Origin of the sequence: Actinoallomurus vinaceus, assembly GCF_039542055.1 — a bacterium.
Taxonomy (GTDB): Bacteria; Actinomycetota; Actinomycetes; order Streptosporangiales; family Streptosporangiaceae; genus Actinoallomurus; species Actinoallomurus vinaceus.
The window spans coordinates 90,341-102,559 of record NZ_BAABHK010000027.1 but is presented as its reverse complement, the minus strand read 5'-3'; the positions used below and the strand labels follow the sequence as shown (position 1 = coordinate 102,559).

At 72.1% G+C, this 12,219-nt stretch carries 7 protein-coding genes; 4 read left to right on the top strand and 3 right to left on the bottom strand.

The features are described from left to right. Positions 1-627: 627 nt before the first annotated feature. Together ABEA24_RS49990 and ABEA24_RS49985 are read right to left on the bottom strand one after the other, a co-directional pair. Positions 628-2,130 carry a glycoside hydrolase family 28 protein gene (locus tag ABEA24_RS49990; protein ID WP_345443022.1) on the bottom strand — a complete coding sequence of 501 codons (1,503 nt, stop codon included), beginning with the start codon at positions 2,128-2,130 and terminating at the stop codon, positions 628-630. Between the two features lie 124 nt (positions 2,131-2,254). Further along, positions 2,255-3,310, bottom strand: coding sequence for a LacI family DNA-binding transcriptional regulator (locus ABEA24_RS49985; protein WP_345443020.1), 1,056 nt, complete (start codon positions 3,308-3,310; stop codon positions 2,255-2,257). Positions 3,311-3,636: 326 nt separating this feature from the next. Between ABEA24_RS49985 and ABEA24_RS49980 the strand changes: the two genes are divergently transcribed. Genes ABEA24_RS49980 through ABEA24_RS49970 form a run of 3 tightly spaced genes read left to right on the top strand, consistent with a single transcriptional unit; the run spans position 3,637 to position 7,726 of the window. Next, the gene (locus tag ABEA24_RS49980) at positions 3,637-4,869 is read left to right on the top strand and encodes an SGNH/GDSL hydrolase family protein (RefSeq protein ID WP_345443018.1); all 1,233 of its coding nucleotides are present in this window, start codon (positions 3,637-3,639) and stop codon (positions 4,867-4,869) included. Positions 4,870-4,877: 8 nt separating this feature from the next. Continuing rightward, positions 4,878-5,945 (top strand): GDSL-type esterase/lipase family protein, encoded by a 1,068-nt coding sequence (locus ABEA24_RS49975; RefSeq protein ID WP_345443016.1) that lies wholly within the window; start codon positions 4,878-4,880, stop codon positions 5,943-5,945. Beyond that, positions 5,942-7,726: a pectinesterase family protein gene (locus ABEA24_RS49970; protein WP_345443014.1), complete on the top strand. Its 1,785-nt coding sequence runs from the start codon at positions 5,942-5,944 to the stop codon at positions 7,724-7,726. Before ABEA24_RS49975 ends, ABEA24_RS49970 begins: the two co-directional genes overlap by 4 nt. 152 nt (positions 7,727-7,878) lie before the next feature. Here the strand turns inward: ABEA24_RS49970 and ABEA24_RS49965 are convergent, their stop codons facing one another. Beyond that, positions 7,879-9,390: an alpha-L-fucosidase gene (locus tag ABEA24_RS49965; protein ID WP_345443013.1), complete on the bottom strand. Its 1,512-nt coding sequence runs from the start codon at positions 9,388-9,390 to the stop codon at positions 7,879-7,881. 331 nt (positions 9,391-9,721) lie between these two features. On the opposite strand from ABEA24_RS49965, the gene ABEA24_RS49960 reads away from it, so the two are divergent. After that, on the top strand, positions 9,722-12,205 hold the full coding sequence (locus ABEA24_RS49960; protein ID WP_345443011.1) for a glycoside hydrolase family 31 protein: 2,484 nt from the start codon (positions 9,722-9,724) through the stop codon (positions 12,203-12,205). The last annotated feature ends 14 nt before the right edge of the window (positions 12,206-12,219 follow it).

Here is a 12,219-nt window from a genome sequence, read left to right as displayed (position 1 = left end):
TGGCTTTTAGCACACTGTTGAGTTCTCAAGAAACGGACACACACCGTCCGGGTCCCGACTCTCGCCGGACCCCGTCTGGGGCAACCCTTCTATCTTACCGGCCCGGTCCTGTTTGTCAACCCCCAGATCCGAAGATCTTGGACCGACAACCGGAGACCAGACCAGCCCCTCCGGACAGCAATCACCTCGACCGGCCGAAACCGGTCGCAGCGACCACATCCAGAAGTTCCCTACGGGCCGACCACCGCTTCCAGCGGTGTTCCGCATCCCGTCTCAGGGCGTCCACACCATGTTAACCCGATCCAGACACTGTCCAGATCGAGCGACCTCAGTGTGGGTTCCCCCGGGCCGACCGCCTTCCGGCGTCCCGCTTCCCTGGGGGCGAGGAGAACATTACGGCCGCTTGGAAACACCGTCAAATCAAGCCATCCAGCGGGCGAACGCCCCGGTCACGTCCTCAACCACCGCGTCGACGGGACCATCGCGCTCCCGCGCCCGGGCCGCGACGGCGCCCGGCTCCGTGGCACCGAGCACGTGTGCCGCGAGGCGTCGACGGGCGGTGCTTCCGGCCGTGGACGGGCGACCCGCGATCGCCGCCCGTCCCGCCCGGCGAGCACTTCGTGACGGTCAGAGCTTGGGGAACGCCGGGAAGGTGCACGTGGGCACCGAGCCACCGCCGCTGACCGAGGTGACGGTCACGCCTGTCCCGGACGGGGCGAGGTCGGTGTTGTAGACGCCGATCGCGGCGTACTGCGCGGTCGTCTTCGTCACGTCGAACTGGACGTTCCGCAGGGTGAGGCCGAGCGGGTAGGACGCGCTGTACCCGTCGAGCGTCGACACGGTCCCCGACGGGGAGCTCACCGCTCTGGCGCCGTCGACGAGGACGTCGGTGAAGGACGGGATCAGCGAGCCGGTGCTGCTCGAGTAGTACGGGTCGAACACCAACGGCTCCTTCACACCCGTCAGGCAGGTGTTCTGATACGTCACCCGGCTGACCTTGCCGCCTCGGCTGGAGTCGCTCTTGATGCGGATTCCGTTGTTGCTCGTGCTGACGTTGCCGGCGCTGTCCTTTCCGCTCACCGTGTTGTTCCGGAAGAGGATGTTGCTCGCGCCCGCGTTTGTCTCGCTGCCGATCGATATTCCGTGGGTGCCGTAGAAATGGCTGTTCTCGATCGTCATGTTCGTGGCCGATGACGATCCCGCTTTGATCGCGATCCCGTCGTCACCTGCCTCGATGTACGAGTCGTTGATCGTGACATTGCTGCCGCTCGGATCGATGCCGTCGGTGTTCTTGGCGGTGGCGGGTGTCTTGATGCGGACGCCCCAGACGGTGAATCCGTTGCCCTTGTAGGCGATGTGGAAATTCGGTGAGTTGATCAGGTTGACGTCGTACACCGTGAAGTCGTCGCCGGAGGCCTGCACCATGCGCGGGTTGTTCTGCTTCTTTCCGCTGTTCTTGGCCTGGAGGGCGATGTCCCACCAGCTGGCGCTCTGGCCGTACAGGGGCAGGTCGCCGCGTGCGTCGACGGTGCCCTGGTGCCCGGACGAGTCGCGGACGCCCATCAGCCCGGCGTGCGCCCCGCTCACGGTGATCAGCGGCTTGCATCCACCGCTGTCGTCGGCGACGGTCCCGCATGTCGGCTTGCCCGACACCTGGTATCCGGCCGGGTTCAGCGAGCCGTACAGCGTGACTCCGCTGTCGATGAGCAGGGTCACGCCGCCGCCGATGGTGAGGGGTCCGGTGAGGAACGCCGTGTTCGTACCGCTCGCCGTCAGCTCCACCGCCTTGCCGGTGCCCGCGCACTGGGTGAGCGCGGCCTGGACGCGGTCGGTGTCGGGCGGACTCGCCTCCTGGGAGCCGGTGAATTTCCGGCTGGAGGCGGTCAGCCCGGCGGGCAGCGCGACGCAGGTCGCCGGCCGGACCGGTTCGCTGACGGTACGGCTGTCGCCCGACGCCACCGCGACCGCCCGCGTGGCGACATCTCCGACAGCCGCCGCGTCCGCCCCGAAAGCCGCCGCGCTCGTACCGCGAGACGGCGCGGCCGAGGTCGCCGCGGTCGCCGGCGTCAGGGTGAGGACGACCAGGCCCGCGGCCGCCAGGCCGGTGGCCGGTATCAGTGATCTCCGCATGACGCTCCCTCAACGGGAAATGCTTTTCCGGACCGCGTCACCGTACGCCCGGGCCACGACTCACGCCAGAGATCTTTCGCCGTCTTTCACGGCGGTACGGAGCGCCGCGCTCAGGCCGAACCCGTCACCGGTCGACCGCGGTCTTCGGCAGAGAGCCGGCCATGTCGGCAGGTGCTGCGGTCGAGGCGCGTACGACCAGCTCCGGCGTGACCATGACCACCGGGCCGTCCTCGCCGTCGGCACCGGTCTCGACGAACAGCTCCCAGGCCCGACGGCCGAGATCCTGCTTGTTCACCGTGACCGTGGTGAGGCGGGGAGAGACCAGGCGGCTCAGCGAGATGTCGTCGAACCCGGTCAGCGATACCTCGTCGGGAACGGAGACGCCGAGCTCGTCGAACCGAGCGAGGGCGCCGAGGGCGACGTAGTCGCTGAAGGCCATGACGGCCGTGGCCCGGGTCGCGAGGGCCGCGTCGGCGGCGCGGTGCCCGTCGACACTGCTCGAGCCGCAGGGGATCTGCACGATCTCCAGATCCGGCCCGGCGGCCGCTCGGAGCCCACGCTGCCGGGCGCGCTCGGACCAGGCGCGCGCGGGGCCGCGCAGGTACGCGACGCGGCGATGACCGAGCTCGCGCAGGTGGTGGCAGATCGACGCGACGCCCGCCTCGAAGTCCACCGCGACCGCGGGAATCGACGTGCCGCGGCTGAGCCGGTTGACGCAGACGAGCCGGGGCACGGCCGCCGCGAGCTCGGTGAGCTCCCATTGGCTCATCCGCGGTGAGCACAGGACGACGCCGTCGGCCCACCGGGAGAGTTCGAGTGCGGCGTCGCGTTCGGTCGCGGCCTTCTCGCCGGTGTCGGCGACGAGCGTGCGGAAGTCCGCGTGCTGGGCGGCGTTGGTCACCCCCTTGAGCACCTCCGCGAAGTACGGGTTACTCAGGTCGGGGACGACCACGCCGACCGCGGAGGTCGTGCCGCGCAGCAGTCCCTGCGCGGCCGGATTCGGCCGGTAGCCGAGCCGGGCGACGGCCGCGCGGACCCGCTGCTCCGGCCCTGCCGACACCGGTTTGGAACCGGTGAGGACACGCGAGACGGTCGCGGGAGAAACGCCGGCCTCCCGTGCCACGTCGATGATCGTCGCCCGGGGCGGCCGCGCCCCCGTGCCGGTCTGCGCCCTGCCCATGGCGGCATTGCACCACACGAATGCGCCTCGCGGCGCATCGGATCCACCGAGAAAGGCGCTGAAAACGGTCTTGACGTCCCTGGACTGCCGTGTGATTTTCGGAAAAGGTTTTCCGCTGGCCTCCCCCGGCGCCGGCACGGCGGTCGTCGTCGGCGCACCCGCCATCGCGGCCGGAGAAGGTCACGAGGCGACGGGAGGCGGACATGGTCCGATCGGCGGCTCGGTGGACATCCCTTCGATCGGCGACCCGGCGGTCGTCCCCGCGGCCGACGGTTCGACGGTCGTCCGTACGGTCGGTGTCCCGGCGACGGCTCACCCGGTGGGCGGTGGCCGCTGTCGGTTCGGCGGCCGTGATCGTCCCCACGACGATGGTCGCTCCAACGGCCGTCGGCGGGGCGCCGCGGGCCCTGGCGGCCCGGTCGCAGCCGGCCGTCGGCGTCCCGCGAACCTGGGTGGGCGGGTGGAGCGCGGCGCCCGTCACCGGCACGGGGAGCGGGTTCGGCGATCAGACCCTGCGCGAGGTCGTCCACACCACCATGGGCGGCGACCAGGTGCGGATCCGCCTTACGAACGCCTTCGGAGCGGACGGTCTCGTCGTCGGCGGGGCGACGATCGGGGTGCGTGCCACCGGCGCGACGCTCGTCGCGGACACCGAGCGCCCGGTCACGTTCGGCGGGGCCCGGACGGTGGTCCTGCCGGCGGGCTCGGAGGTGCTCAGCGACCCGGTGCCGCTGGCGTCGCCGGCCGGCCAGGACCTGGCGGTGAGCCTGTACCTCCCCCGATCGACCGGCGCGGCGACCCGGCACCCTCTCGCCATGGCGACGTCGTACCTCGCGGCCGGTGATCACGCGGCCGACGCGGACGGCGGCGCGTTCACCTCGAAAGCCTCCTCCTGGTACCTGCTCGGCGGGCTCGACGTCCGCGCCGCACCGGGCACGCGGGCCGTCGTGACCTTCGGCGACTCGATCACCGACGGCGCCCGGTCCACCGTCGACGCGAACCGTCGCTACCCCGACGACCTGGCGCGCCGGCTCCAGGGCCGGGGACTGTCCGTGCTGAACGAGGGCATCTCCGGCAACCGGGTCCTCACCGACGCGGGCGGCTCCGGGGTGAGCGCGCAGGCCCGGTTCGACCGCGACGTCCTCGGCCAGACCGGCGTACGGGACGTGCTCTTCCTCGAAGGCATCAATGACATCGGCCACAACGCCGGTCCGGTGTCCGGCGAACCGGTCACGGCGGGCGACCTCATCGCGGGGATGACGAACCTCATCGCCCGCGCCCACGCGCACGGCCTGCGGATCATCGGCTGCACGCTGACGCCGATCGGCGGCTCGAAGTACGACAGCCCCGAGGCGGAACAGAAGCGGCAGGCGGTGAACGCCTGGATCCGCACGTCCCGCGCGTTCGACGGCGTCGTCGACTTCGACGCCGTCACCCGGGATCCGGCGGACCCGACGCGCTTCCTTCCGGCGTACGACAGCGGCGACCACCTGCACCCCGGCGACGCCGGATACCAGGCGATGGCCGACGCGATCGATCTACGGCTGCTCTTCCGGTAGGAGGCCCGATGCCCATACCCCTGAAGATCGTCTCGGTGGCGCTCCTGGGCGCCGCTGCTCTCGCCGCCGTGCCCGCCCCCGCGACGGCGGACTCGGTCGTACGGCCCGGCGATCCGCGGCTGCGGTACATGGGGCACTGGGGTCACGTACGCGGTGCGGCGATCACCGTCAACTCCGGGTCCGAGCTGACCTTCCGGTTCACCGGGTACACGCTCACCGGCCTGTTCGACGCCTCGACGATCACCGTGCCGTCGCAGATCTACGTGGCGATCGACGGCGGTCCCCGCACGCTGTACAAGGTCGACCGCGACGAGATCGACTTCACGCCGGCCGCGCTGCCGGGCCGCCGGCACACGGTGACGATCGCGGTCAAGGACGTCGACGAGTACGAGAACCGGTGGATCCTGCCGCTGCAGTCCGGCATCGTGCTCACGGGATTCCGGCTCGGGCCGCGCGCCCGGGTGCTGCCCACTCCTCGCCCGCGCGGGCCGCGCATGGAGTTCTACGGCGACTCGATCACCGAGGGCGTGGCGGCGCTGTGCGATCACACCGGGGTGGACTGCGCCGACGGCACGGTCGACTACGCCAACCTGACCGGGCGGGCGTTCCACGCCGACTTCGACCAGGTCGGGTTCGGCAAGCAGGGCATCATCCAGCCGGGCCACGGCAACGTCGGGACGGCCGCGGAGTCGTTCGGGTGGAACTTCGCCGGCTCCCCCGCCGACGACCGCTTCCGGCCGGGAGCGGTCGTCGTCAACGAGGGCACCAACGACACCCCGTACTCCAGCGCCGACTTCGAACCCGGCTATCTGGCCTACCTGCGGCGGATCCGCACCGCGTACCCGCGTGCCTGGATCTTCGCGATGCGGCCGTTCGGCGGCTACCACGCCGACGACATCGCCTCGGCGGTCCGCTCGATGGGCGATCCGCGCGTCGTCTACGTCGACACCACCGGCTGGCTGTCGGCGGCGGACGGTGACTACAACGGCGGCCATCCGAACGTCCAGGGGCACCGGAAGGCCGCCGATCGCCTCATCCCGCTGATCGCGGCGACCACGGGGTGGCGGACGCGATGAGACGACCCGCCGCCTCCCTCCGCCGGCCGCTCGCCCTGGCCGTCCTTCTCATCGCCGGGCTGCTCGGCACCCCCACCGCCGCCGGCTCCACCTCACACGTCACCCCCACTGCCGCCGGCGCTCCCCCCGCCGCCGAGTACACGCCGCGCGTCGCCCTGATCGGCACCGCCTCCACCGACGGACACTTCCGCCCCGTCGGCGTTACCCCGGCCGCCGGCTCCACCTCACGCGTCAGCCCCACTGCCGCCGGCGCTCCTCCCACAGCCGCATTCGCGCCACGCGTCACCCCGATCGGCGCCGCCTCCGCTGGCGGACGCCCCGGCGGTGCTCCCGGTGCCGTCGGGCACTTCGTTCCCATCGGTTCTGCCTCCGCCGAGGCCGGATACGTCGCCCGGACCGGCGCTCCCGCCGCTCCCGCCGCGTCCGGGCGGCTCTCACCCGATGGTCGCCGCCGCGGGCTGTGCGTGGACACTCCCCTGCGGCTCACCGCGGACCGGCCGCTGCAGACGGGCGCCTCCGGGCGCATCGAGGTGCACCGTGCGGACGGCACCGTCGCGGACGCGATCGACCTGGCCGACCCGCGCTCGTACCACCGCACGATCGGCGACGCGGTCTCCGACACCGGCGTCCTCCACTCCTTCGCGTACCACCCGGTGCTCGTGGACGGGAACACCGCGACCATCCGGCTGCACCATCGCCTCGACTACGGCCGGACGTACTACGTCACGGTCGATCCCGAGGTGTTCCCCGGGTTCCCCGGCATCCAGGACCCGGCGACGTGGCGGTTCCGGACCCGGGCCGCCCCACCGCGTACCGGGTCGCGGCGGCTGACGGTCGCCGCGAACGGCAGGGGCGACTTCTGCACGGTGCAGGGCGCGATCGACTTCGTGCCGGAGGGCAACACGCGGCCGGTGCTGATCGACGTCCGCCCCGGCACGTACCAGGAGATCGACTATGTCCGTGCCGACCGCCCGCACCTGACCGTACGCGGCGCGGGCCGGGACCGGACGGTCATCGAGTACGACAACAACAACCGGCTCAACGGGGACACCGCGCTGGCCGGGTCGACCGATCCGGCGGACGTCTGCCCGCGTCAGGTGCTGCCGGGTCACGACACGTTCAACTGCTGGCGGTCGCTGTTCGGCGTGGAGGCGGACGACTTCCGGCTGCGGGACATCACGCTGCGCAACACCACGCCGTACGGCGGATCGCAGGCGGAGGCGTTCCGGGGGAACGCGGACCGGATCACGTTGCGGCGGGTGACCCTGGAGAGCTTCCAGGACACCCTCCGCCTGCAGGGGCGCGGGTTCGTGACCGACAGCCTGATCGCGGGGGACGTGGACTTCGTGTGGGGCACCGGTTCGGTGTTCGTCCGGCGCACCGAGCTGCGATCCCTGCACGGCGGCTACGTCACCCAGGCACGGAACGACGCCGCGCACCCCGGCTACGTGTTCGTCGACGACCGCCTCACGCGCGGGCCGGAGGCGCCGGACGCGTCGGTGTACCTCGGGCGGGTGGACCCGACGGTGTACCCGGCCAGCCAGGTGGTCTTCGTACGAACGGCGATGGACGCGCACGTCCGGCCCGACGGATGGCAGCTGAACAACGCCGGTTGCGACAAGGCACCGGACGTGCGCTTCTGGGAGTACGGCAGCACCGACCTCGCCGGGAGGCCGCTCGACACCGGCGCCCGCCTGCCGTGCTCACGGCGGCTGACCGACGCCGAGGCGGCCTGGTGGAGCGACCCGGCGAACGTGCTGGGCGGCTGGCGGCCCCGGTGAGCCCACCCCCGCCGAGCCCACACCCGGTCCGCACGCCCCGGGTGAGCAGGGCCCCGGTGAGCCCATCCCGGCTGAGCGCGCCCTCAGCGAGCCCACCCCGGCCGAGCGCACCCCCGGTGAGCCCGCCCGCGGTGAGCGTGGTCTCCGCGGGCTCAGTCGACGGCGATCACGCACGGGTAGTCGGGGCCTCGCCCCGGAGCGCGCGACGGCAGCGTGATCACGATCGCGCCGTCCTGGCGGGTCCAGTCGAGCGGCCCGCCGTGGTGGCCGAGGAGCCGCATCCGTGCGCCGTCGGCGATCGGCAGGTCACCGGGCACGGTCAGGGTGGCGCCGGGCCAGCGCAGCGGGATGATGTTGAACGCCCCGGGAGAGACGGTGTAGCGCACGTCGCCGTCCTGGGCTCGCTGCCACGGCGTCGTCCCGTAGATCGCCGATCCGTTGACCCGGAGCCAGTCGCCGATGGCGATGAGACGTTCGCGCTGCCAGTCGCCGATGGTGCCGTCGTGGCGGGGGCCGATGTTGAGCAGCAGGTTGCCGTTCTTGGCGACGATGTCGACGAGCAGCTGGACGAGGGCGGGCTCGGACTTGATCCGGGCCGGATCCTCGTGCGTGTCGTACCCCCACGAGCGGCCCATGGTGAGGCACGCCTCCCAGGGCGTGGACCGCAGTTTGTAGCTCGACTTGTCGCCCTCGGAGACGGCGAAGTCGGCGTGGCCGGCCCGGAACCGGTCGTTGACCATGACGTCGCGGCGACGCTCGACGGCGCGGTTGTAGTAGTACGCGAGGACCTCGCCGCTGCGCCAGTCGAGGTCCTTGGGGCAGAAGATCGAGCCCGCGCCGAGGTCCTCGTGCCAGTTCTGGCCATCGGCCCACAGCAGGTCGGGGTCGTAGCGGTCGATGAGGGTCCGCAGGTGGACGTGCTCGTAGTCGGCGACGTAGTCCTCGACCGGGACGTAGCCGGTGTACGGGACGGGGGCGCGGGTGTACGGGTCCCAGGGTGGCGTGCCGAGCGCCGGGTTGTAGAACTCGCCGAGGGAGTAGTAGAGGCCCCGGCGCAGCCGCGAGTGGCGGGCGGCGGCGAACAGTTCGCCGACCAGGTCGCGGCGGGGCCCGAGCACGGCGGAGTTGCGGCGCGAGACCGCGTTGGGGAACAGCTGGAATCCGTCGTGGTGCTTCGACGTCAGCACGAAGTAGCGCGCCCCGGCCCGTTCGAACAGCCGGATCCACGCGTGCGGGTCGTAGCGTTTCGCGCTGAAGCGGGGGATGAAGTCGTCGTAGGCGACGCTCGGCCCGTACGTGCTCAGGTGGTGCTGATAGGTGCTGTCCTTGCCCGCCGCGCTGATGCGCATCGCGTAGAAGTACCACTCGGCGGCGTGGTAGTCGACGGTGTCGCCCCAGGCGGGCACCGAGTAGACGCCCCAGTGGATGAAGATCCCGAACTTGGCGTCGCGGTACCACGGCGCGACCGGGTGCTTGTTGAGCGAGTCGGGCGTCGGATCGTACGGGCCGGTGGCCGTTGCGGCGAGGGCCGCCGGCCCGCGCAGAGGGGCGAGCGCGGCCGCCCCGGCCAGGGCGGCGCCGCCCAGGAACGCCCGGCGGTTCGGCCCCGCGTGGGGCGTGCCGCGGTCCCGGCCGTTTCGGCGGCTCGCTGCTGCGTCGGTCACGATTCGCGTCCCCTCCCGGTTGACGGACGAGCGGGAAAAGGTTTTCCTTCCCTCAGGACGAACAGTACGACGACACCGCCCGTTCGGGAAGACGCGGGCGTGACCACCGACCATCCGAGGGGGGCCTCCGCCCGCCCGCCGGCCTCGGCCTCCAGCCCCGCCCGCCCGCCTCGACCACAGGCCTCGCCCGGTCACCCCGATCGCCGACCCCGATCGCCGACCCCGCCCGCTCACGCCGACCGTCGGCCTCGCCTGCCGACCCCGACCGCCGGCCCCATCCGCTGACCCAGACCTCCGGCCCCGCCTTCGCCGCCCCAGGAGGAAGCTCCTCGTGATCCACCGCCGAACGACCGCCCGGCTCCGCCGCCGCGCGATCGTGCCGCTTCTCGGTCTCCTTCTCCCGCTCGCGTTCGCCCCGCCGGGCGCGCGGGCCGCCGAATCCCCGGCCTCCTGGCGGGTCACCGCCGCGCCGTTCTCGCTGACCTTCCTCGACCACGGACGAGCGGTCACCGGGGAGGCGGGCGGAACGCCCGAAGGCCCGGGCGGGCGGCTGTCCTACCAGGTCGGCGGCTCGGCCACCTCCCAGGAGGGCGCGACGTACCACCGGCTCACCGACCTCGTGGCCCGGCGCCCCGTACGCGGCGGCACGGCGTACACCGTCGCGACGGACGAGCCCGGGCGGACCGCGACCGTCACCGTCACGCGGACCTCGCAGGGCGTGCGGGTGCGCTGGTCGTTCGCCCCGTCGAGCGACGTCACGGCCGTGTTCGAGGCGCTGACGGCGCGCGGCGACGAGCACTACCTCGGCGGCAGCTCGGCCGCGTACGTGGACCTGCGCGGGCACATCCGCGGCTGGAGCCCCGGCAAGGAGGGCAACGAGGCCGGCGACTACTGCCAGAACCAGGAGCAGGCCGCGAGCACCTTCTACCTCAGCTCGGGCGGGTACGGGCTGCGGGCCGCCACGGACCACGTGGGCCGGTTCGCGTTCCCCGGCGCCACCCAGCAGAGCGACGGTCCGACCTGTGCCAAGACGCCGAAGCCGCCGACCGGTGCGGCCGATCCGTACCCCTGCCCGGTCGCGGCCACCGCGCAGCCCGACCGCGTGCAGATCTGCGTGAAGGACGCCGAGCTGACCTACGACGTCTACACCGGATCACCGGCCGCGGTGACGGGCGCGTACTACCGCACGGTGGGGCTGCCGGGCATGCCACCGGCGAGCCAGTTCGCGCTGATGAAGTGGCGTGACGTCAACGCCGACCAGGCGCAGGTGCTGGACGACGTGGCGCAGATGAAGAAGCTGGACATCCCGCTCGGCACCATCTGGATCGACAACCCGTGGGAGCGCCAGCCGGCCGGGAACACCCACCGGATCAACGGCAGCGCCTGCACCAACACCGGGGAGTTCGACCCGACGTTCTTCCCCGACCCGCAGAAGATGATCGACACGATCCACGCGCAGGGCGTGCGGTTCGGGCTGTGGGTCACCTCCCACGTCGTCAGCGCTCCGTCCTCGTCCCAGGGCGGCGGCACGTGCGCCGGTCTCAACGACATCTGGGCGAAGAACGGCTGGCTCGTGCCCGGCACCAACTACATCGACTTCACGAACCCGGCCGCGCGCGAACGCTACGTCGAGCAGCTCACCCGCATCTTCCGGATGGGCGTCGACATGGCCAAGGAGGACCGCGCCGAGGAATATCGCCTGGAGACGACGCAGTTCGCCGGCGGCTCGGGCGCGGGCCTGTACCTGCGCTATCCGGACCTGTACCAGTCGGCTGTCACCGAGGCGATGCGGCGAGCGCATGGCAACGACTTCGAGACGCTCGTACGGGCCGGGGTTCCCGGCACCGCGCAGCACACGCACGGCATGTGGGGCAGCGACGTGTTCGAGACGTTCGCGGGGCTGCGCACCTCGGTCCGGTACGGCACGAGCGAGTCGCTGACCGGGCACTTCGCCTGGGGCTCCGACACGGGCGGCATCGACCCGCAGTCGCCCGCGGACGCGACGAACAGCCCGACGCCGTCGCTGTTCACCCGCTGGGCGCAGTTCAGCGCGGTCAGCCCGGTGTTCGAGGTCGGCGGGGCGGGACTGAACGCGACGCCGTGGAAGTACGACGCGGACACGGTCCGGCGGTTCCGCGACGCGGTCGTGCTGCACTACGAGCTCTTCCCGTACCTGTACGGGCTGGCACGGAACGCCGCGCGCACCGGCGTGCCGATCCTGCGGGCCGTCGGCTTCCAGTACCCCGGCGACCAGGCCGCCTGGGCCCAGGACCAGGAGTTCATGGTCGGCCCGGACCTGCTGGCCGCCCCGGTGACCGCCGACCGGGCCGACGCGGACGGCGCGGCGGGCCGGCCCACGCCGGTGGAGGTGTACCTGCCGGCCGGGCGCTGGGTCGACCTGTACAGCGGCGAGGTCGTCGACGGCGGGCGCACGATCACACGGCAGACGAGCCTGGACGAGTTCCCGCTGTACCTGCGGGCGGGCGCGACGATCGGCTTCAACTCCCGCGTCCTCGGCGGCTGGCGGACCGACGAACTGTCCAAGCCCGGCCTCACCGGATGGCTGTACGCCCCCGGCGCCGGCGGTACGGCCCGGTTCCGGGTACCGGCGACGACCGGCCGGGCGCAGGTCGTCGTGCCGCTGCGGCAGCCTCCGCGCTCGGTCACCGTGGACGGCCGCACGCTGCCCCGCGCGGCGGACACCACAGCGCTGCGCGCCGCGGGCGACGGCTGGACCTTCGCCCCCGGGCCGTTCGGCGGAGTCGTCCTCACGCTGACGTCGCAGGGCCGCCCCGCCGACGTGACCATCCGATGACCACATTCCAGGAG

Coding starts and splice junctions, on each gene's coding strand:
- ABEA24_RS49970 (WP_345443014.1), top strand. CDS start 5,942: ATGAGACGACCCGCCGCCTCCCTCCGCCGGCCGCTCGCCCTGGCCGTC.
- ABEA24_RS49975 (WP_345443016.1), top strand. CDS start 4,878: ATGCCCATACCCCTGAAGATCGTCTCGGTGGCGCTCCTGGGCGCCGCT.
- ABEA24_RS49985 (WP_345443020.1), bottom strand. CDS start 3,310: ATGGGCAGGGCGCAGACCGGCACGGGGGCGCGGCCGCCCCGGGCGACG.
- ABEA24_RS49990 (WP_345443022.1), bottom strand. CDS start 2,130: ATGCGGAGATCACTGATACCGGCCACCGGCCTGGCGGCCGCGGGCCTG.